A 22,292-nucleotide genomic window follows, 5' to 3' on the forward strand; every position below is an offset into this window, starting at 1 on the left:
TTTTGTGTTTTATATTGCTATATGTTGAAATTTTTTGTCATATCTTCAATATTTCTAAATATCAATAGATGATATTTTATTATATTTAATGCTTATTTATCAGAAATTTTTTACTATCTATATATAATAAATTGCTTAATAATAATTAATTTAAAACGGATGAAGTTATACTTCATCCGTTTTAAATTAATCATACACCTATTTCTGGTGGCAATTCTCTAAAAAATTTAGTCTTATAACATAGATATATTAATCCAAGTATTAACCAAAATAAACCAAACATCATTGCTTTAAAGTCAACTTTTGACCAAATTACAAGGTTTATAACTGCTCCAATAATCGGCATAACTAAATACTTTATGGCATCAAATCCACTTCTCTTTTTCTGTTTAACAAAGTACCAAGCAATAACTGATAAATTAACCATTACAAAAGCAAGTAATGCACCAAAATTTAATATACCATTAGCTGTTGCTAAAGGAACGACTGTTGCTAGCAAACCAATTACGCTAATAATTATAATACTATAAGTTGGAGTCTTATACTTTTCATGTAACTTCCCAAATACTCGATATGGAAGAATCCTATCTCTTCCCATCCCATAAAGTACTCTTGAAGCAGAAGTAACTCCTGCTAGTGATGATGCCAGAAGCCCTGCACCAAAGCAAGCCGTAAAAAAGATCTGTAGCCATGGTTCATTACAAATTCTCTTTAATACTTCAACTGATGCTGAATCAGAATTAGCTATTTCAGAAAATGCCTGTGGCCAACAAAGTGTCAAAAAATAAGTTATAACCACAAACCCTATTCCTGCTCCAATACAGGCAATTAATATAGCTTTTCCAACATTCTTTTCAGGATTAATTGCCTCTTCACTCAATGTAGAGATGGCATCAAATCCAAGATACGAAAGTGCTAAAATTGATGCACCTGTTAATATAGCTGATATACCAACTCCTGGTTTATGAAATTCTACTGCATTAAAATATGCATTGCCATAAACTAATGTACCCGCTCCACCACCACCTGTAACGTACCTAAATATAAGTACTAATAGTACAATTAAAAATACAAATTGCAACCAAACTATAACATTATTTACAATTGATGCAAGTTTGATACCAAAGTGATTAACTAATGCAATAGCTATTACAGCTACTACAATAAATATATTTGATGGAATTGTTGGAATTAGCGCATTAAAATAAATTCCCATTACAACATAATTTAGCAGTGGTAACATAATATATCCAAGTAAAATTACCCAACCTGTAAAAAAGCCAATAAAAGGATTCATAGATTTAGTCACATAAGAATAAGCTGCTCCTGCTACTGGAAATGATTTAACCATTCTTGAATAGCTAAATGCTGTAAATCCCATTGCTATAGTTGCAACTGTATATGTTAATGGAATCATTCCATGGGTAGCCACTGAAGCAAGACCATAAGTTGTAAAAATTGTTAGAGGTATCATGAATGCTAGTCCGTAAAAAATTAAGGAACTAAGGGGTAATACACGTTTTAAATGAGATTCAGAATTTGTATTCAAATTTATTTCAGTCATTTTGATTACTCCTTTCAAATTTTCTCGTAAATTCGGTTGAACATTTAAAATATTGAGAATATTTCAAACGTACCAAGTAGCTTTTACTACTTCATATAAATTTAACCTACACTCAGCTTGTAAAATACTTATTTTACTTTAACTTATGTAAGGGATTTACTTAACTAACACTCATTTAATATTCTTCCTTACTTTCTAAAATAACCTGCTGAATGTAGGTTCTAATATTAAAATTAACATATAAAATTAACTTATTATTTTACATCCAAATTCTTTATAATAGCTTTTTCAAATATTTTAAGACCTGCTTCAGTTTGCTCATCAGTCATACAAAGTGGAGCTAACAATCTTACAACACTTCCCTTATTACCCGCATTTTCTAATATCAATCCCATTTGAGCTGCATCATGGATTATTGCCTTAACTATTGCTGGATTTGCAGTCTTAGTTGCTTTATCAGTTACAAATTCAATACCAACCATTGAGCCAATACCTCTTACATCTCCAACAACGTCATATTTTTCTTTCCATTGGTTGTATCTTTCAGTTATCTTAACACCAATATGACGCGCTTTTGATGGAAAATCTTCTCTTTCCATGATTTCAATAACTTTTAATGCAGCTGCACAACCAAGTGCATTTCCTCCATAAGTACCACCTATTGTACCTGCTGGTACCTTATCAAATATTTCTTTTCTAGCTGTAACAGCACTTATTGGAATGCCTTGAGCTATTGATTTAGCCATTGTTACAATATCTGGTGGACATCCTGCTTCTTCCCAATATTCTGTAGCAAACATTCTTCCTGATCTAGCAAAACCTGTTTGAACTTCGTCAGCCACAAGTAATATGCCTTTTTCATCACATATTTTTCTAACTGCTTTAACCCATTCAATAGGAGCTGGAACAAATCCACCTTCACCTTGTACTGGCTCAAAAACTATGGCAGCACAGTATTCTGCTGGAGTTGCTTCCATAAACATGTTTTCAAGTCTAGTTATATAATAATCAATAGCTTCTGCTTCTGTCATTTTCTTTGGAGCTCTATATAAATATGGAAATTCTGCTCTATATACACCATCTGGGAAAGGACCTTGACCAACAGCATAACCTTTTTTAGCTGTCATAGCCATTGTGTAATTTGTTCTTCCATGAAAAGCACCTGAAAAAACTATTATGTTGGGTCTTCCTGTATAAGCTTTAGCAATCTTTACAGCATTTTCATTAGCTTCTGATCCGCTACAAACAAACATAGTGTTTCTAATATCACCTTTTACTGGAACAATTTTATTTAATTTTTCTGCAAGTTTAACATATCCTTCATGAGAATAGATATTGAACATTGCATGACAAAATTTTTCTGATTGCTCTTGTATAACCTTAATAACTTCAGGATTACTGTATCCAAGGTTAGTTACACCTACACCACCAACCCAATCAAGGAATACGTTTCCATCTGGATCTTGAAACATTGCACCTTCTGCTTTAGCCATAACAGCTGGATAACTACAACCAATTGCTTTTGCACACGCAACTGCTCTTCTATCTATAATATCTTGTCCTTTAGGTCCTGGAACTGTTTTAGTAATAATTTTAGGTAATTCGTTTCCTAATGTCATTTTTTAAATCCTCCTTAAATTTTCACATACTTTTATAATCCAAAAGGAAGTTAATATAAGATAAGTAAATTCAAAGTTACTATATCAGCCAATGTATATTTATTTTGCAAATACATGCAGCATAATTTTTTATTAAATTTTAAATAATATATTTTGAATGCATTCGAAAGTTTATATTAGCAAAACTTATGCCAAAAAATAAATAGGCTGTTACATTAAGAATAAATTTCTTAATGTAACAGTCACATTTTAATAATTATCATAAATATGCTTCAATAAATATAATTCAATTTTGAATAGTTTTTCTGTTTATATTTAATCATCAGGCATATTATAATAATTATTCACTTATAACTCCTGATATTCATTTATGAATATTTACGTACATATTTTTTTATTTTTCTTACAGCTGTAGCTTGACTTATTCCTAAAGCTTTTGCAACTGCTACAGTAGTCTTGTACTTTTCAAAAGCTTTTACTACAATATCTTTTTCATAGCTATCAAGATCTTCTTGAAGTGTATTTTTTTGTTGACCATTCATTTCTCTATGTGAACTTTTAATATTGTCTGGTAAAAATTCTTCAGTAATGATATCACCATCTGAAATCAATAAAGTTCTTTCAATCATATTTTCTAATTCTCTTATATTTCCAACCCACTCATAACTAACTAGATTATTCATTACACAATGAGATAATTTTTTATTTAAATTGTATTTTTTATTAAATTTTTCCATAAAATACAAAATCAAGGCAGTTATATCCTCTTTTCTTCTTCTAAGAGCTGGAATATGGATACTTACCACATTTAATCTATAAAATAAATCCTCTCGAAATTTCCTCTGCCTAATTAAATCTTTTAAATCTCTATTCGTTGCTGTAATAAGACGAAAATTTACTTTAATAACTTTCCTTCCCCCAATTCTATTAAATGTTTTATCTTGGATTACTTTAAGAAGTTTAACCTGTAAATTTAAAGACATTTCAGCAATTTCATCTAAAAAAAGGGTTCCATTTTGAGCTAACTCTATTAATCCTAATTTACCTTCTTTTTTTGCTCCAGTAAACGAGCCACCTTCATATCCAAACAATTCTGATTCTAAAAGATTTTCTGGTATAGCACCACAATTCACTTCAATAAAAGGTTCTTTATTCCTTCTACTAATGTTGTGAATTAACTTAGCAAAATAACTTTTCCCAACACCAGATTCTCCAGTAATAATAACGTTCACATCAAAATCTGCTATCTTAGTAATGAGCTTAAATATTTTTTGCATCTCTTTGCTCTTTCCAACTACATTAGGAAAATTTATTTTCTTACTTTCCAAAGATTTTAGATTTCTCATATATATTTCAGCATTTTTTTCTAAATCTCCAATTTGTTTTTTTATTTTATATAAATCTGTAATATCATAAGAAAAACAGACAACTCTAGAAATATTTTGTTTATCATCTTTAATCGGAAGTGCAGTTACTAAAATTTCATGATTTAGTCTATTTTTCTGAAGTATAGTAACTCTTTGTCCAGTTTTTAAAACCTTACAGGTAGCTGAAGGATAAAATACACCTGACTTTTCTAATTCAAAAACACTTTTACCTAACAATTCCTCACTATTTACATTGTAATACTTTTCAAAAAAATAACTGATATTTAAAATAATACCTTTTCCATCTGTTGCAATAATGTCTATATTATTATTTTTAGTAGATCCTAAGAGCACATTATTGCTCTTGTTTTTTATAGTTTCAACTAGGGCCATACTTATATCTTGTATTATTATAATTTTATATTCAGAAGAATCATTAAATTTTAAACAATAGAAAGAAATTAAATTTTCATTTTCTCCAATTATATAAATATCCTTCAAATATTCTTCGAAATCTTTTTTCGAAATATACTTAAGCATATTCTCTAAATTTTTTTCAATAGAAATATTATTTTTTAATATTTCATATGCTTTTTCATTAGGTATCATATACTGCTCTGTAGTCTTATAAAGTATAGCTGGAATAGGTATTGATTTTATCAAATCGTTCAACTTAAAACCCCCTATTTGTTAATTTTACTTTTACAGGGGATAAAATGTAAAGAACACTTGTATTAAAAAAATCTCTATTAAAGGTAATTTAATGATTTTGTAGCGGCTGATAAAGATTATTTAAATTTTAAAAATATCATGAATAAAATAAAGGATGATTATTACTATGTTAAATTATTCAACATAAATTATATTTTTCCTTCTCAATATTAACTTATTTATTTCATTAATAACCTTATAATTTTCTTAATAACTCTTAAAAGATATAATCTATTCAAAATTGAATAGATATTTTATTTATGAATAGTAGCTAATAATCTAAGCTTTAGTTATCTTATCACTTAATAATGGACTTTGAACAAGCATAATAAATATATTCAAAAATGAATTTTTAAAGCCTACGTCTCTTAAAACTGTATACATTTTTTTTGGCAAGAAACTTGCTGATAATAATCAATAAAATCAAAATATAAACAAGCAAGGAGTGTTATACTATGAAATTACTTAAAATAAAACCAGAAATACACAATTTTAATAATTGTAAAGATTTTGCAGAATATTTTAAAATAGGACAGGGAGATTTTATATTAACTAATGACTTCATATACACACCATTTATGGGATCTTTTAATCTAAAAGCAGATGTTGTATTTCAAGAGAAGTATGGTTCAGGGGAACCTTCTGATGAAATGATTAATGCTATCATGAAAACAATGGAAGGTAAAAATTATAAGAGAATTATAGCTATAGGCGGTGGTACCGTTATAGATATATGCAAATTACTTTCCTTAAAAAGTGCAAAAACTACATTAGATTTATTTGAAAAAAAAGTTCCTATAATCAAGGATAAGGAGCTTATAATTGTTCCTACAACATGTGGTACAGGATCTGAGGTTACCAATGTTTCCATAGCTGAAATAAAAGAAAAACATACAAAGATGGGACTTGCAGTAGACGAATTATATGCAGATTATGCTGTGTTGATACCTGAACTTGTAAAAGGTCTTCCTTACAAATTTTTTGTAACGAGTTCCATAGATGCCTTAATTCATGCTATAGAATCTTATGTTTCGCCAAAAGCTAATATTTATACAGAATTATATAGTGTAAAAGCCATTGAATTGATTTTAAAAGGATATATGTCAATTATTAAGAAAGGTGAAGACTATAGAATTGAAATTCTCGAAGATTTTGTTATAGGCAGCAATTATGCTGGTATAGCTTTTGGTAACGCAGGTGTAGGTGCTGTACATGCTTTATCATATCCACTAGGTGGAAGTTATCACATTCCTCATGGTGAAGCAAATTATCAAATGTTTATTGAAGTATTTAAAGAATATAATAAGAAGAATCCAAACGGAAAAATTAAAAAACTAAATAAGATTATAGCTGATATATTAGAGTGCAGTATAATGAATGTATATGAAAATTTATCAAAAGTCTTAGATAAATTATTGGTCAGAAAACCATTAAGGGAATATGGTATGAAAAAAGAAGAAATAGAAACCTTTACTGATAGTGTAATATCAGGTCAGCAAAGATTATTAGTAAACAATTACATCTCACTTTCAAGAGAAGATATGATCCACATATATAGTAACCTATATTAATAAAATTAAATTTTACTTACTTTAGCAATGTAAGCTATGTATAACGTCACTATTCAACAAGATGTATTCTATTGTATATTATAATTGTACTAATTAATTTTATAACATCAACAAAAAAATTTTTATATAAGAATCTATGGAAATTATTAATTGTAGTTATCAGTATAATTATAAAATATAATTAGTACAATTTATTAAAAAACAGGATATCTAAATAAATTAAGCGCTTTCTTCTTTAAAAACACTAACATCATATTCTTTTTTGTTTCCAAGCAATATTAATCCGCATAATACTATTCCTACTCCAAGTCCCCAAGCTGCTCCTTTTGCTATAATCACAGCTGCCATAATTCCTGCAATTCCAAGGTCATTCATAGTACGTGCTTTTAATACACCTATTCTAACTGAAACATATCCTTGTATCAACATTGTCAAAGCCATTGCTATATTAAGTATAGGAGTAACAAGTGTAACTATCGGTAAAAGGAAATATCCAGTTAAAGTCCCAAATCTAAATGAAGCTGCTCCTCCATTTATAGAGTCCATAGCTTTTCTACCATGTTTATATCTATCACAAACAACAACTTGCATTGCTGCCCAAAGTGGTCCACACATTGTTATATCAGGCCCTATAACTGACATTAATACGTTACGTAGTCCAAATATTAAATGAGTCCTATTAGGATTATAATCTATAATTTCATCTTTACGTACTTTTCCTGCATCCTCTAACAATGCTTGTGCTTGAATCATTTCACCAAATAATATTATATATGCTGAGAAAACCATAGGAATAGCATTTATAAACATCTTAAGTGATGGAAACCCTATACTCCAAAATGTCCATTTGCCCCATAATTCACCATAAGCTGGTTGTGAAAGCCCCCACTTAATAGTAGGAACTATAGTTTCACCTACAATAGGTCCTATGATTACTGCTAATATCATAACAGGTAGAACACCCAAATTAGAGATTGTTTGAAGTAGTTTGTTCTTATTTCTAATACTCTTAAATTGATTTGAAAATAACAAATAAAATCCTAACCCTATACATATAGTAATAGTCCAAGGATAACTTTCGAATTTTCCGCCTTTTCCAAATACAGTATTTACAGCTGCTAACCCAGCTCCTAATATTATTCCGGCTTGCATAGCATTTGGAACAAGTAAAATTACCTTTTTACCAAGTCCAGTAATACCTAAAAAAGCAGCTAATATACCAAGACTCATTTCAAATGCAATTAAAGCTTGGACTCTTTGTGGTCCCATTGGATAAGTACTAACATATAACATCAAAAGTGGTATAGCTGGTGTAACCCATCCTGGTACAACAGGATCACCTAAAAATACATGAGCACAGTACAATATTCCATTAAGAGTAACAATAGCCAGAGCAACATTAAATGGCATTCCCAAATACTGCTGAAGCATAGGAATTGCTGCAAGACATACTGCACACATTAAAAGTCCTTGAATATAATCTGATATTTCAAATTTATAATGAATTCCTGGTATACGTATTTTGAAAGGACCTGCTGATGTATATGGTTGTTCTTTTCCATCTTCTCTTATCATAGCCATATAAAATTCTCCTCTACTAATTTATTTTTTCAATAGTCATATAACATAAAATTATTTATCATAAGTAAAGGCTAGACAATAGACAGTTCTAACCTTTACTTATATGAATTAAAGAACTTATTTTTAGCCTTTAAAAATATTAGTTTTAAAAATTGCATTTGAATCTAATTTCATATTCTTTTATTAATCCCTCTCTGAAATCTGGATGCGCAATATTTATTAGTTCTTTAGCTCTCTGCTTTAAAGTTTTTCCTTTAAGCCTTGCAATACCATATTCAGTTATCACATAATCCACGTCATTTCTTGAAGTAGTAACTGCTGCCCCTTCATCTAACAATGGAACTATTCTAGATACTTTTCCTTTAGCTGCTGTTGATGGTATAGCAATAACTGATTTTCCATCTTTAGACATACTCGACCCTCTTATAAAGTCAATTTGTCCTCCTACTCCACTTATTTGCTTCATTCCTATGCTCTCTGAGCATATTTGCCCCATTAGATCTACTTGAACACATGAATTTATTGAAACCATTTTATAATTTTTCATTATAACTGTGGGATCATTTACATAACTTACAGGATAAGTTTCTACCATAGGATTATCATTTACAAAATCATACAATCTCTTTGTTCCCATTAAGAAAGTTACAACTATTTTTCCTGGATGTAGTGTTTTTTTCTTATTTGTAATTACACCTGCTTCTACTAATTCAACTACACCATCAGATATCATTTCCGAATGTATTCCTAGATCTTTTTTATCCTTCAGGAACAATAATACTGCATCTGGAATGGCACCTATACCAAGTTGTAGTGTAGAACCATCTTCAATTAATGACGCACAATATTTTCCTATAGATTTTTCTACTTCGCCTATCTTTGGCGGCTTCAACTCTATTATTTCATGTGAAACTTCAACTATACAATCTATATCTGACACATGTATAAACGAATCTCCCATAGTTCTAGGCATATTTTCATTTACTTCTGCAATAACAAGCTTAGCGCACTCTGCTGCTGGTTTAGTATAATCATTAGATACTCCGAAACTACAATATCCATGTTCATCAGGTTTACTTACTTGAATTAAAGCAACATCTACAGGCATGTATCCATCTTTAAATAACTTTGGTACTTCATAAAAGAAACATGGTGTATAATCTCCTCTACCTGAATTAACAGCATCTCTAGTACTAGCACCTACGAATATTGAATTATGTTTGAAGTATTTTTCCATTTCTTCTTTTGCATAATCACCTTTTCCCATAGCTACCATATGAACTATTTCTACATTTTCATAGCTCTCTTTATTCTCAACCAATGCATCAATAAGTTCTGAAGGTTCTCCAACTGCATGTCCTACAACTACTCTGCTATTAGATTTTATTTTGGACACAGCTTCTTTAGCAGTAATTAGTTTGCTTTCATATATGTCCTTCCAACTCATGAAAATCATCCTCTCTATATATTTGAATATTTATTTAAAATTTTTTTAACCATGTAATAATCATCTTTTCCTGTGACTAATATTTTTTCAAATTTAAATTTAAGTTCATAATGATTGGCACAGCAACTTGTGCAACCACATAAAACTATAATCATATCATAAATTTTATCTAATTTAGCTATCTCAAAATCATAATTAAATTCTTTTTTTAATAAACATAAAAATTTTTTTCTATCATATTTAGCATTGCATCCTCCACAATACTTAACCCCTATATTCAAGCTATATCACCCTGCATACTTTTTTACTTAACATTTCCTACTTAATATTTTTCTCGCCATATCTAAAGTTTCTTCACTGAGGCTATCTACAAGTTCTACCTTATTAATTTCAGGAATTTCTTCTCTTAATGAACTCTCTACTATATCTTGAACAGTATATTTTGCAGAAATACAACCACTGCATTGTCCTAAAAGTCTAATCTTGACTATACCATCTTTTACTTCTAAAACTTGAATATCTCCATTATGCCCATTCAAATATGGTCTTACTTTTTTATCAATTACTTTTAATATATTTTCATTCATAATTGCATCACCTTATTTTTAAGGGGGGTGCAATGCACCCCAATTTTTTATTTGATTCTAGCTATAGCCTTTGCTAATTCTTTCTTTTTGCCTAAGTTTCCTTGTCTTGAAATCATTATTCTTTGGGCTTGTGGTGAACCTGCTCCATGCATTGATTCAGTTCTATAACCTACTGCTGCTGTACCAAGACATAGATTTTCAAGTAATCTTAATACCTTCATCCTATCTTCTACTGGTACAGATGCTACTCCTACTAAATATTTTTCTACATATTTTCCAACAACAGGACTATGGTAATCCTTTTCAGATGGCATAGTAACCATAAGTCCACCTGCTATATCTTCTGCTAATCTAACTATTTCATATGGGAACCTTGTTACATTTTGCTTACATACATTAGCTAATAATAAATCTATTTGATAATTTCCTGCTTTTGTTGGATATCCTTCAGCTGAACATGCAATTCCACAAGCATATAATGTTTCATTTAAGTGCATCATTTCTATTAATTTATCCTTTAGATGTGATGCCTTTGCAGCTCCATTATAGTCAGCAGCAAGTGCAGCAGCTCCTATTAATACGTCACCAACTCCAACTTTACATCCACCATAGCTTTGTCTATGATATCCTGCAAATCTTTCAACTAACATTCCTGCAAATTCAGTTTCGCCATTTAAGAAAATTCTATCATTTGGTACAAATACATCATCAAATACTGTTAGAGCTTCTACTCCTCCAAACTCTTTGTTACCAACATCTATATCTGTATCTTTTTCAATTTTTCTAGTATCACATGATTGTCTACCAACTATCATTGTTATTCCTTTTGTATCTGTTGGTACTGAAAATGCTACCGCATAATCCTTATCTTCTGGTCTCATTGCAATAGTTGGCATTACTAAAACTTCATGAGAATTACATATACCTGTTTGATGTGCTTTTGCTCCTCTCACTACAATACCATCTGGTCTTCTTTCAACAACTCTTAAATATAAATCTGGATCAACTTGTTTGCTTGGTGATAAACCCCTATCTCCTTTTGGATCTGTCATAGCTCCATCTACAGTTAAATCGTTTTCTTGAACATACTGTAAAAACTTTTTAAAGTTCTCATGATATTTTGTATTATGTTCCTTATCTATTTCATAAGTAGTACTATATGTCGCATTAAAGGCATCCATACCAACACATCTTTGGAAACATGCCGCAGTTTTTTGTCCACATAATCTTTGCATTTTAACTTTCTTTACTAAGTCTTCTGCACTTTGATGTAAATGAGTAAATCTATTTATTTTTGCTCCTGTAAGACTTGATTTCGTAGTCATTAAATCTTCATACTCAGGTAATTGTGCTAAATCGTAAGTCATTTTTACTGAATTAAGTGATGGGCGAAGTATTGGATTGTCCACTGGATTATCTATCTTTTCTCCTAATAAATAAACTTGTAATTTTAGCTTTCTTAAACTTTCTACATATTGTTCTCCTGTCATTAAAGCCATTTAAAATCATTCCTTTCATACTTTAAAATATAATTTTTATTTTCTTGCTTATATATTCAGCAATTATAATGCCAACTTTTTCACAAGACATAGGTACTTTTCAGAAAAATCATAAAGTAAAAGTTGAAAACTAAGGCTTTACCTACTTATTTAAGAGCTTTTATACTTAAAATTAAAGATGTAATTTATTAAAACTAATAAATTACACCTTTAAAATAATATTTTTCATATAAAATGTTAATATAAATATTTTCAATCTAATTAATATAAAATCAGAAAATTGTTGCATTATCTCATCAATAATTTAATAAATGGCTATTTCTAATGCATGTGTAAAATTGCACCGAAGTTTACTTTTGCAACATTGATTTTTTCTTATATTTTATTCTCTTTCTTACAAAAGTAGATGGATCTATACCTAATTCATTAGCTGCTGCTCTAACATTTCCATGCTTTTCAAAGGCATTCTTCATAAGTCTAACTTCTAAATTTTCAATTGCTTCCTTTAACGTACAATTTCTATCATCAATATTGAAATTTGAATTATTATCCTTTATTGGTAAATCACTTCTAATTATCTTATTATCAGAACTCATGATTATAACTCTTTCTATTATATTTTTTAGTTCTCTAACATTTCCTGGCCATTTATATTTTTTTAACTGCTGCATAGCTCCTTCTGTAATGCTTTTATTGAAGTTATACTTTTTATTAAATTTATTAAGGAAATGTACTATCAAAGGTTCAATATCATTTTTTCTTTCCCTAAGAGGTATAATTGTAATAGGCACAACATTTAATCTATAGTACAAATCCTCTCTAAAAGTTTTTTTACTTACCATATCTTCTAAATTTCTATTAGTAGCGGCAATGACTCTTACATTAACTTTAGTTGTCTTTATTGAACCTACTCTCTTAATCTCACCTTCTTGGAGAACTCTAAGTAGTTTTACCTGCATATCTAATGGTAATTCCCCAACCTCATCTAAAAAAATAGTACCACTATCAGCCAGTTCAAAAAGACCAATTTTCCCTTCCTTACTTGCACCTGTAAAAGCCCCTTTTTCATATCCAAAAAGCTCTGATTCTATAAGATTCTCAGGTATAGCACCACAATTTACCTTTATAAAACCTTTATTACTTCTACTACTGTTTTTGTGTATATATTTAGATATTTCCTCTTTTCCTACTCCAGTTTCTCCAAGCAAAAGTACTGTAGTGTCTACGTTAGCAACCTTTTTACACATAGTCAAAATTTTTAACATATTTTCATCTTCAGCAACAATATCTGAAAAATTCAAAAGCTGTCTTCTCATCGCTTCTACTTGAGAATAATATTTTTGTGCTAGATTTTCTTTCTTATCTAATTGTTCTTTTAACTCATATAAATCTGTAACATCTCTTACATTAGTAACTACCATAACTATATTAGCTTCTTCATCAAAAATAGGGTTACTAGACACCAATACTTTCTTTCCTGTTTTAAATTTTTGTTCAATTGTTATACTTTTCTTGGTCTTTAATACCATAAGTGTAGCTGATTTTGATATATATCCGTTTTTCTCAATCTCAATCATATTGTTCCATAGCATTTCTTCTTTTTTCATTCCTGTAATTTTTTCATAGGCACTGTTTAAGAATATAGTATTTGCTTGTCCATCTGTTATGTATATTCCATCATAAGAGCATTCAATTATATTGTACAAACTCTTTATTCTTAGCTTTAAAGTTTCATCATCACCATTTAATAACTCACTGAAATTTAATAAATTCCTGTTTTCCATAGAATTACCTTCCTTCCATTTTGTTAAAAAACCTACAATTAATGATATTATACTACAACTTTAAAACAAGTGTCATAATTATTAAAATTCAGAAAATCTTTCAACACAAAATTTAAAAAACTATACATAAATTAAAGCTAAAAATTTAACTTTAATTTTGTATAGTTCATTATATATATATTATCATCTTTCTAATTAGTATTAACTGCACACCATCTCACAAGTTCATTTATTACGAAATATCCATCCCACGGATAATCATATATATTCATCAATCCAACACTTACGACCCTATCTGCTCCCAATGGCGTTACAAGTTCTCCAAACTGTACCATTTTATTTTTATCTTTGAAAGCTACACCTATAGTTTGTATTCTATTTGTGATTAAATTTTTTATATCAAATACACTTTCTATTTCTTTTACGAACAAACATCTTCCACCTAGAGGTTCCTCCAAACTTATTTCATTATTTATTAAAATTGTATAATCAAGACCTTTACTACAATATAAATTCTTATTTAGACTAAGACTATATTGACCTCTTGTATTTATAATTTTCGAAGAAGTACTTTCATCTAAAATATTAGGATATCTCTTATTCAATTTTTCAAAACTGCTGCATAACTTTTTCATAGTTTCATCTAAAGGTATTTTACTTTTTTCTATAAATAGTACTTGAGGTGATGTACATGCCTTTTGTTCAAAGACAGCCACATCTTTTACAAATCTATCCATATAATTACTGCAATCTTTACTTTCTATTACACCTTTATCAAAAACAGCAAAAGAATATTTAGGTCCAAAAATAACATCTTTACAAGTAGTTTTCTTTTGCAAGCTGCTAATAACATTTACTGCTTGTTCTCCTCCCCATATTATTCTTATATCAGCTGCTCTGGACATATTTTCATTTAACAATTTATCGCTGCTGTTAAAGTATACAAGCGAAATATTCTTCAATATATCTTTTGAAGAATATTTCTTAGAATTGCATTCTATTTCTATGTCTTTTAAAGGCTCCATCAGTTTTAGCACTAACTTGATGTTAGCCTTAGGAACTCTTACAATATTAGAGTTTTTAGCTATTATTGCTTGAAAGATTGAATAAAACATAAGTGTAGGTACATTTCCTGCTATCCAATGGCAAGCAATTCCTCGTCCTTGTGCTTTAATAAACTTACCATTTCCCTTTTCAATAAATTTATCTAAATAACTTTTATCTCCTAAACTATCATTTATCAATTTATCAATGTTTTTTCTTTTAAAATAGAAAGAAAGGAATGCTGCTCCTTCTATTTTTAAAATATCTTTATTTAAACATATTTTTTTACTATACTCATCTAACAACAAAATAATAACTTCTATTGGTATATCCCTTAACAAATTTAAGTTATTTTTTAGTGAAGAATATATATTATCTAAGTTATTAAATTTTATTCCTTCATTATATATTTTTCCATTTAATGAATAACAAGTTATCATTTAATATTTTCCCTTTCTGCAAAAGTATCTCCGCATCCTCTAGTTTCAGCTTTCTCTACTCTGGATTTGAACTTAAAATATTTACCTTTTCTTCCGCATTTACAACTATCTATGCCAACTAATTCTCCTATATCTTCTGTTAAAATAGCTTGAGATGGATAGCTTGATCCTAAAATACTCATAACTTCTATAATTCCCTGTTCACCAGGCTTAACTTCCTCTAAACTATTAATATCTCTTATTATAACCTCTGCAAAATCTGGAACATGCTTATGTCCATATTCACAATCTACAAAAACAACTCCTACTTGTTCTACCATTCCATAGAAATCTATTATGTTTCTCATGTTAGTACCAAATACTTTTGCTGTTCTCCTCATAAATTCTTCTTTCTGAACCTTTTCAGAATTAAGCCTTTTCCAGCCTCCACTATGTAAAAGCTTTAAGTTAGGTAAAGATAAATTAATCCCTTTTTCTTCTAAAACTTTCACAAATTTAGACCATATTATATAAGTAAAACCATACACCAAAATTTCTCTATCTTTATAGGTACTTTCAAATTCTTTAAGTTTATCTATATTTAATTTTAAATTGTCATTACATTTTTCCATTACATAAGTTATCTTGCTTGCAAAACTGCTCACACCTCTTATGGCTGCACCTCTAGCGGTCAAAACACCACTTTGTCCATTTATATTCTTGTCATCTATAATAAGCATAGGTCTTCTTTTTGTTCCTAAAAAACTTACCAAGGTAGATATTAATCCTTGAGTTTGATGTAAAGATGTAGTTTTATCTAAGTATATTTTACTAGGTTTTCCAGTTGTTGTAGCACTGGAATTTAATATTCTTATTACATCTTCCTTAGAACAAATTGAAAGATCAAACTCTTTAAACATATTAACAGGTATAAATGGAACTTCTTCTAATTTAGAAATTTTAGAAATATCTATCCCGCTCTTTTTATACATAGCTCTTAAATTAGAATTTATACTAAAATTTTCTAATTGTTCTTTTATAATTTTTAATAACTTTTCTTCTTTGTCATTTTGAGATATTTCAAATTGATTAGCTAATACAATATCCTGTATAAAATCTTTGTTAATCATAACGCCGCGTCTCCCGCTTTTCCTTATCTTTTAAAACCTTTAATAAAACTTTCCCAGAAGAATTTTTAGGTAGTGTATCTAAAAATTCTACATATTTAGGCACCTTATATTTTGGCAACTTATTTTTACAATAATCAACTATAAATTTGAAATCTAAGCTAACTTCCTTTGATTTTAATACTACAAAAGCCTTTACTGCTTCTCCAAGCACATCATCTTCTATTCCTATAACTACACACTCCACTACTTCTGGTATCTTAACTATTAAGTTTTCGATTTCTTTAGGACTTATTCTGTTTCCACCGCTTTTTATTATATTTTTTTCTCTTGATACTATATACACATATCCATCTTCATCAACAGTGGCTAAATCTCCTGTATAAAGTAATCCTGCCTTTATAACTTTTTCAGTACTTTCTTTGTCATTAAAATATCCCTTCATTATGTTTTCACCTTTAGCTACTACTTCACCTACTTCACCAGGTTTAACTTCTACCCCATTTTTATTTAATACTTTAATCTCTGTTCCCGGAATTCCTTTGCCAATAGACCCCAGTTTACTTTTAATTTTAGAAGGTGGAAGATATGATAATCTTGCTGTAGCTTCAGTTTGTCCATACATAATGTAAATATCCACATTTCTAAGTGTATCGCTTAATTCTTTTATAAAAACTTCCGGTAATCTTCCTCCGGCCTGAGTTATATATCTTAATGAAGGGAATTTACATTCTTTAAAATTTGTCATTCGAAGTAATATTTGATAAGTACTTGGAACACCTGCAAACCCAGTACATTTGTACTTATTTATATGCTCTACAACACTTTGTGGAAACATAAATTTATTGTTTATTACAACAGTACCACCACATCTAAAATGTGTATTAAGCAAAGAAGTTCCATAACAATAGTAAAAAGGAAGTACAACCTCTATAATATCTTTTTCTGTTAAATTTAAGTAGTCTACTATAGATTCAGTATTATATATTAAATTATAATGTGTAAGCATTACACCCTTAGGCTTATCTGTAGACCCTGAAGTAAACATAATTACTGATGTATCTTCTTTTATATTAATGTTGTTGTTTACATCTAATACTCCATTAAATTTAATAGTTTCTAAATCTTTTTCAGTATAAAGCTCAACATCATCATTAATTATATTCTGTATTTTAGCTTTATACTTTTTCTGTACAAAAACTAGCTTTATTTCTAATATATCAATAATATATTTTATATCTTCACTAGAAGTTACAGGATTTATAGGTACACAAATACTTCCACTTTTAATAATTCCAAAATAAGTTGTTATGAAAAATTGACAGTTATCAGATACTATAAGTACACTATCTTTCTTATTATATTTTTTTTCAGCTAATAAATTTGTTACACGATTTATATTTATATATATTTCTCTATAGCTTACTTTTGTTTCTTTATCATCTATTACTGCTGTTTTTTCTAAATTAAAGGACTTTTCAAAAACATAATCCGTAAAGGTCATATTTCAACTCCATATTTTTTTAATATTTTTTTCACATCACCTATAGTGTACATTTTTGATATGTCAACTACTTCAAGGTTAATCCCGAATCCTTCTTCTATACCGTTTACAAGCTCTACATGAGCTAAAGAATCCCAATCTTCTATTTCATCTGGACCCATTTCATCCGTTACTTTCTCTATATTTTTTATATTTAAGGCATCAGAAATTATTTTATTTAACTTCTCCAAATTACTCATAAAAATTACCTCCTACTATTTGTACATTTTTATAGAAGTATATACGCAATTTTTATACCACAGCACTTAATCATATACATTTCATCCCACTGTTACCGTTGCTAATACCCCTATGTTCTTCAAGTTAGTTATAAGCACTGCTACACACCCGAATAAGTTCTTCTAATGCTACTAAACTAACAAATGCATCAACATATAATTCAGCAAAAAGTTAACACTTAAATTTGTTTCTGATGCATTATTACAATTTTATTTTTACTTAACGTTAAATTTATGCCTAAATATCAGATAACCTGTACATCCAAAAACATTTACAAATTTCCGTTGATAATATGCATCTTGTTTCTACTTTGCATAAGTAGATAAAAATCAAAAATTTTTAAGAGCTATATTAATATAAAACATTACATTAATATAGCTCTTAGTTTTTCTGGGTAGTCTGTGATAATTCCGTCAACCCCCATTTTTATAAATTTATTCATATCTTTAACATTGTCTACTGTCCAAACATGAATTTTTTTATTTCTTCTATGTACTTTATCTATTAACTCTTTGTTGACTTTAGCATTGTTAACACTGTAGAAATCTACATCTTTTAACTTAAATATATCATCACTATTAGAGCAAGTTATATATCCTATTTGGATTTTAGGATTTAGCTTTTTTACCTTTTGCAAAACTCTGTAATCAAATGAACATACCATTGAACTATCTACAACATTGTTATCTTCAATGATCTTAACTACTTTTTCTGGTAGATTAACATCATTTCCATAAGATTTTATTTCTATATCTAATTTTATTTTTCCTTTGGTTTTCTTTACTATTTCATCTAATTTGGGGATTTTCTCATCCTTAAATTTTTTAGAGTTACTTCCATAAACACTTAATTCCTCAATGTTTTTATAATTAGTCTCTTCAACATTTTTATTTAATTTAGAAACTCTTTTCAAATTTTTATCATGCATTAATACAACTACACCATCTTTAGTCTGTTGTACATCCAATTCTGCATAATCAGCTTTATCTTCTACTGAACATAAAATAGAGCTTACTGTATTTTCAGGAGCACGTCTACTACTTCCTCTATGAGCTATTATTTTAACTGGAACATCAGTTACATAAACCCCAGTACTCTTACTCTTTTGCTGTGAAGCTAATTTAAAACCTGCTAATAAAGATAATAGAAATACAACTATTATACTAGTAATCATTAGTATTTCACTTTTTCTATTAATATAATTTATTTTCATATAATTTAGTCCCCTCTATTTTTAACAAACAATTTACATTCTACTATTTTAATTATATAATACCATGAACTTATTATATTAATCTTACATAATTCTTAAGAATATCTTAATTTTATTTACATTAATTTTACATTTCAAAATGAATATAAAAATAAAAGAGGTAAAATTACCCCTTTTACATATAAATAAAACTTTATTATAATCCATCAATTAAGCATATACATCTATTATACTATTACTATTGCTATTACTTTTTGATTCATTATTCATACTTTGTACTGATTCTGATTGATTGTTAGATGTTTCAATTAATTTACTTACCTGCTGTGTTTGTTGTGTTTGTTGTGTTTGCTGTGTTTGCTGAATTTGAGCCTCAATCTGTTGCAATTCAGCCTGCAATGCTTGAATTTTTTGTTGTTTTATCTCTGAGCTATCATTACTTGAATTTTCTTGCTGTATTTGCTGCTCAATACTAGATCTTTGTTGTTCAAGACTACTACTACTTGAGCTGCTGCTAGTACTACCACTAGATTTTTGGGATGATATTGCTAAATTTGATGACATTGATGAAACTCCTGAAATACTCATAATATATTTCCCCCATTTTGATTGTTATTATTAAGGTATTTTCAGAAAAATATTATAACTAATCATTTCTCCGAATTTCCATAATTATTCTAATATAATTTATACTTGTAAATTTGTATCTTTTACTTTATCTATCTCAAACCAAAAACTTACCCCATATTCAACATTTTCTACACCATAAGCACTCTTATGAAGGTCTTGAATGGCCTTTACTATAGAGAGCCCCAATCCATATCCACCATAGGCTCTTGTTCTTGATTTATCCACTTTGTAAAAGCTGTTCCATAGCTTTTTAAGTGAATCTTCTGGTATATGCTTTCCAGTATTAAATACATTAACCCTTACTTTATTACTATTAATGCTGCTGGTTATTCTTATAATTCTATTTTCATCAACATGATTGATCGCATTATTTATATAATTTGTAAGTACTTGTTCAATTCTTACCATATCTCCATATACAATACAATTTTCACCTAAAAGTTCAGTATTTACATTAACATTTTTTTCTGTAAATATAGATTTATATTTAGTAAGCATATAATTTATTAAATATGTTATATCAAATTCACTTTTGTCAATTTGAAAATATCCTGATTCAATTTGGGATAAGTTTAATAAATCTCTTACTAATTTATTCATTTTAATTGTTTCTTGCATAATAACATCACAATAAAAATTTCTATCTTCTTCACTTTCATTTACATTGCTGATAAGACCTTCTGCATATCCTTGTATTAAAGACAATGGCGTTCTTAATTCATGAGAAACACTGGATATAAACTCTTTTCTCATTTCATCTATTTTTCTTTCTTTTTCAATATCTTCTTCTAATTTTTGATTTTTTTCATTTAATTCCGTAATTGCTGTATCTAATTCTTCTGAAAGATAATTGACACTTCTCCCTAATTGTCCAATTTCATTATTACCACTTATACTACATTTTTTACTAAAATCAAATTTGGCCATGTTTCGTGCAATATTATTTACTTCTAATATTGGCTTTGTAAATTTCCTTGAAAATAAATAAGCCCATATACTTCCAAAGAATATTATCACAAAACCGATTATTATAACAAACCGATTTGCAATATCCACACTTTCTTTTATAGAAACTAAAGGTACCCTTATAGCCATTATATCTCCAGTACTAAGCTTTACTACAAGAGTAAGAAAATCTATTTTCATTTGAACATCAGTTCTATACTCAAACATACCTTTACCTACTGGATATTGTTTTACTTTATTATCATAATCATCCACATTATGTGGTTTATCTGGTGGAGGCTTCGCTTGATTTTTATCATTGACATTATTCGTACTTTTTTCTTCTGGTGGTCTTCTTGAAGACATATAAATTATTTTGCCATTTTTATCTCGTATATCAATATTACTTCCTGTTATATTAGCTGTTCTATCCAATTCATTTTGTATATCACTTACGTTTCCTTTATATATATTTACTAAGTTCTGAGCATTTTTTTGAAGTATATTTTTCTTTTTATCTATATAATACTTTTCAAGATACATACTATTTAATATCCATAAAGCTGAAATAAAACATATTAGTAATAAAGTTATAGATAAAAATAGCTTTGCTCTTATAGATTTAATCATTTTTCTACCTCAAATCTATATCCATAGCCCCTCACCGTTTGTACATAATTACTTTTTGAGTCTAATTTTATTCTCAATCTATTTATATGAGTATCTACAGTTCTTAAATCTCCATAATAATCATATCCCCATACTTTATCTAATATCTGTTCTCTACTTACAGCTTTACCATAATTCTCAGTAAGATACATTAATAAATCATATTCTTTAGGACTTAAATCAATTTGACAATCATTAATATTAACTTCATGAGCATTTTCGTCAATAATTAATCCATTAAATTCCTTGGTTTTACTATCTACTGGAACAGCTCTTCTTAACACAGCATTTACTCTAGCCATTAATATATTAGGACTAAATGGTTTTGCAATATATTCATCTGCTCCTATGTCAAAACCAAAGAGTTCATCAAATTCCTCTCCTCTTGCAGTTAACATTATAATAGGTGTACTAGATTTCTTTCTTATTTCTCTGCATACAGTCCACCCATCATATTCAGGTAACATCACATCAAGAATTACTAAATCTATATCTTTTTCAAATGAAAATATATCTAATGCCCTCCGACCATCTTCTGCTTCAAGAGTGATATACCCTTCTCTTTTCAAAAAATCTGTTACAAGTTTTCTTATTAATGGTTCGTCATCAACTACCAATATTTTCTTATTAGTCATAAATATTCCTCCATGAAAAACTACTATATTTTATTATAGAACACTTTTGTCACAATTTTGTCACAACTCTACTTATTATTCAATAAATTTTATAATA

The 22,292-nt window shown here is 28.7% G+C and carries 18 protein-coding genes; 1 reads left to right on the forward strand and 17 read right to left on the reverse strand.

What is annotated here, in order from left to right; all coding sequences use genetic code 11:
* Window positions 1-190 precede the first annotated feature (190 nt).
* The 3 genes from EG57_RS0202600 to EG57_RS0202610 form a co-directional block, all read right to left on the reverse strand.
* Window positions 191-1,564 carry an APC family permease gene (locus EG57_RS0202600; RefSeq protein WP_052037720.1) on the reverse strand — a complete coding sequence of 458 codons (1,374 nt, stop codon included), beginning with the start codon at window positions 1,562-1,564 and terminating at the stop codon, window positions 191-193.
* 254 nt (window positions 1,565-1,818) lie between these two features.
* Complete coding sequence (locus EG57_RS0202605; RefSeq protein ID WP_032075748.1) at window positions 1,819-3,183, reverse strand: aspartate aminotransferase family protein; 1,365 nt, start codon at window positions 3,181-3,183, stop codon at window positions 1,819-1,821.
* A 368-nt stretch (window positions 3,184-3,551) separates the two neighbouring features.
* Window positions 3,552-5,222 carry a sigma-54 interaction domain-containing protein gene (locus tag EG57_RS0202610; protein WP_084572143.1) on the reverse strand — a complete coding sequence of 557 codons (1,671 nt, stop codon included), beginning with the start codon at window positions 5,220-5,222 and terminating at the stop codon, window positions 3,552-3,554.
* A 494-nt stretch (window positions 5,223-5,716) separates the two neighbouring features.
* Between EG57_RS0202610 and EG57_RS0202615 the strand changes: the two genes are divergently transcribed.
* Window positions 5,717-6,832, forward strand: a complete 1,116-nt coding sequence (locus EG57_RS0202615; protein WP_032075749.1) for a 4-hydroxybutyrate dehydrogenase — start codon at window positions 5,717-5,719, stop codon at window positions 6,830-6,832.
* Between the two features lie 219 nt (window positions 6,833-7,051).
* On the opposite strand, the gene EG57_RS0202620 is transcribed toward EG57_RS0202615, so the two are convergent.
* The 14 genes from EG57_RS0202620 to EG57_RS0202685 form a co-directional block, all read right to left on the reverse strand.
* The gene (locus EG57_RS0202620; protein ID WP_032075750.1) at window positions 7,052-8,413 is read right to left on the reverse strand and encodes a membrane protein; all 1,362 of its coding nucleotides are present in this window, start codon (window positions 8,411-8,413) and stop codon (window positions 7,052-7,054) included.
* A 145-nt stretch (window positions 8,414-8,558) separates the two neighbouring features.
* On the reverse strand, window positions 8,559-9,860 hold the full coding sequence (locus EG57_RS0202625; RefSeq protein WP_032075751.1) for an acetyl-CoA hydrolase/transferase family protein: 1,302 nt from the start codon (window positions 9,858-9,860) through the stop codon (window positions 8,559-8,561).
* A gap of 14 nt (window positions 9,861-9,874) precedes the next feature.
* Window positions 9,875-10,141 (reverse strand): hypothetical protein, encoded by a 267-nt coding sequence (locus EG57_RS0202630; protein ID WP_032075752.1) that lies wholly within the window; start codon window positions 10,139-10,141, stop codon window positions 9,875-9,877.
* A gap of 27 nt (window positions 10,142-10,168) precedes the next feature.
* Window positions 10,169-10,447: a NifU family protein gene (locus EG57_RS0202635; protein WP_052037721.1), complete on the reverse strand. Its 279-nt coding sequence runs from the start codon at window positions 10,445-10,447 to the stop codon at window positions 10,169-10,171.
* 47 nt (window positions 10,448-10,494) lie between these two features.
* Entirely contained in the window at window positions 10,495-11,946 is a 1,452-nt protein-coding gene (locus EG57_RS0202640; protein WP_032075754.1) for a 4-hydroxyphenylacetate 3-hydroxylase family protein, read from the reverse strand.
* Between the two features lie 350 nt (window positions 11,947-12,296).
* The gene (locus EG57_RS0202645; protein WP_032075755.1) at window positions 12,297-13,730 is read right to left on the reverse strand and encodes a sigma-54 interaction domain-containing protein; all 1,434 of its coding nucleotides are present in this window, start codon (window positions 13,728-13,730) and stop codon (window positions 12,297-12,299) included.
* A gap of 191 nt (window positions 13,731-13,921) precedes the next feature.
* Window positions 13,922-15,214, reverse strand: a complete 1,293-nt coding sequence (locus tag EG57_RS0202650) for an acyl-CoA reductase (protein ID WP_032075756.1) — start codon at window positions 15,212-15,214, stop codon at window positions 13,922-13,924.
* Window positions 15,211-16,323, reverse strand: coding sequence for a LuxE/PaaK family acyltransferase (locus tag EG57_RS0202655; RefSeq protein ID WP_032075757.1), 1,113 nt, complete (start codon window positions 16,321-16,323; stop codon window positions 15,211-15,213). The genes EG57_RS0202650 and EG57_RS0202655 overlap by 4 nt, the downstream gene beginning before the upstream one ends.
* A complete protein-coding gene (locus tag EG57_RS0202660) occupies window positions 16,316-17,824 on the reverse strand; it encodes an AMP-binding protein (RefSeq protein ID WP_032075758.1) in 1,509 nt (502 codons plus the stop codon). Before EG57_RS0202660 ends, EG57_RS0202655 begins: the two co-directional genes overlap by 8 nt.
* On the reverse strand, window positions 17,821-18,063 hold the full coding sequence (locus EG57_RS0202665) for an acyl carrier protein (RefSeq protein ID WP_032075759.1): 243 nt from the start codon (window positions 18,061-18,063) through the stop codon (window positions 17,821-17,823). Before EG57_RS0202665 ends, EG57_RS0202660 begins: the two co-directional genes overlap by 4 nt.
* Window positions 18,064-18,467: 404 nt before the next feature.
* Complete coding sequence (locus EG57_RS0202670; protein ID WP_032075760.1) at window positions 18,468-19,316, reverse strand: glycerophosphodiester phosphodiesterase family protein; 849 nt, start codon at window positions 19,314-19,316, stop codon at window positions 18,468-18,470.
* A gap of 210 nt (window positions 19,317-19,526) precedes the next feature.
* On the reverse strand, window positions 19,527-19,904 hold the full coding sequence (locus EG57_RS0202675; RefSeq protein WP_032075761.1) for a hypothetical protein: 378 nt from the start codon (window positions 19,902-19,904) through the stop codon (window positions 19,527-19,529).
* A 99-nt stretch (window positions 19,905-20,003) separates the two neighbouring features.
* Complete coding sequence (locus EG57_RS0202680; protein ID WP_032075762.1) at window positions 20,004-21,521, reverse strand: sensor histidine kinase; 1,518 nt, start codon at window positions 21,519-21,521, stop codon at window positions 20,004-20,006.
* Window positions 21,518-22,195, reverse strand: coding sequence for a response regulator (locus EG57_RS0202685; RefSeq protein WP_029162044.1), 678 nt, complete (start codon window positions 22,193-22,195; stop codon window positions 21,518-21,520). The genes EG57_RS0202680 and EG57_RS0202685 overlap by 4 nt, the downstream gene beginning before the upstream one ends.
* Window positions 22,196-22,292: the final 97 nt, after the last annotated feature.

This window comes from Clostridium drakei (genome assembly GCF_000633595.2).
In the GTDB taxonomy this organism is placed as follows: domain Bacteria; phylum Bacillota; class Clostridia; order Clostridiales; family Clostridiaceae; genus Clostridium_AM; species Clostridium_AM drakei.

What these genes read in the sequence shown, in the direction of transcription:
- EG57_RS0202665 (WP_032075759.1), bottom strand. Translation starts at nt 18,063, where the DNA reads ATGAGTAATTTGGAGAAGTTAAATAAAATAATTTCTGATGCCTTAAAT.
- EG57_RS0202670 (WP_032075760.1), bottom strand. Translation starts at nt 19,316, where the DNA reads ATGAAAATAAATTATATTAATAGAAAAAGTGAAATACTAATGATTACT.
- EG57_RS0202650 (WP_032075756.1), bottom strand. Translation starts at nt 15,214, where the DNA reads ATGATAACTTGTTATTCATTAAATGGAAAAATATATAATGAAGGAATA.
- EG57_RS0202645 (WP_032075755.1), bottom strand. Translation starts at nt 13,730, where the DNA reads ATGGAAAACAGGAATTTATTAAATTTCAGTGAGTTATTAAATGGTGAT.
- EG57_RS0202675 (WP_032075761.1), bottom strand. Translation starts at nt 19,904, where the DNA reads ATGAGTATTTCAGGAGTTTCATCAATGTCATCAAATTTAGCAATATCA.
- EG57_RS0202600 (WP_052037720.1), bottom strand. Translation starts at nt 1,564, where the DNA reads ATGACTGAAATAAATTTGAATACAAATTCTGAATCTCATTTAAAACGT.
- EG57_RS0202640 (WP_032075754.1), bottom strand. Translation starts at nt 11,946, where the DNA reads ATGGCTTTAATGACAGGAGAACAATATGTAGAAAGTTTAAGAAAGCTA.
- EG57_RS0202605 (WP_032075748.1), bottom strand. Translation starts at nt 3,183, where the DNA reads ATGACATTAGGAAACGAATTACCTAAAATTATTACTAAAACAGTTCCA.
- EG57_RS0202655 (WP_032075757.1), bottom strand. Translation starts at nt 16,323, where the DNA reads ATGATTAACAAAGATTTTATACAGGATATTGTATTAGCTAATCAATTT.
- EG57_RS0202685 (WP_029162044.1), bottom strand. Translation starts at nt 22,195, where the DNA reads ATGACTAATAAGAAAATATTGGTAGTTGATGACGAACCATTAATAAGA.
- EG57_RS0202635 (WP_052037721.1), bottom strand. Translation starts at nt 10,447, where the DNA reads ATGAATGAAAATATATTAAAAGTAATTGATAAAAAAGTAAGACCATAT.
- EG57_RS0202625 (WP_032075751.1), bottom strand. Translation starts at nt 9,860, where the DNA reads ATGAGTTGGAAGGACATATATGAAAGCAAACTAATTACTGCTAAAGAA.
- EG57_RS0202620 (WP_032075750.1), bottom strand. Translation starts at nt 8,413, where the DNA reads ATGGCTATGATAAGAGAAGATGGAAAAGAACAACCATATACATCAGCA.
- EG57_RS0202615 (WP_032075749.1), top strand. Translation starts at nt 5,717, where the DNA reads ATGAAATTACTTAAAATAAAACCAGAAATACACAATTTTAATAATTGT.
- EG57_RS0202660 (WP_032075758.1), bottom strand. Translation starts at nt 17,824, where the DNA reads ATGACCTTTACGGATTATGTTTTTGAAAAGTCCTTTAATTTAGAAAAA.
- EG57_RS0202680 (WP_032075762.1), bottom strand. Translation starts at nt 21,521, where the DNA reads ATGATTAAATCTATAAGAGCAAAGCTATTTTTATCTATAACTTTATTA.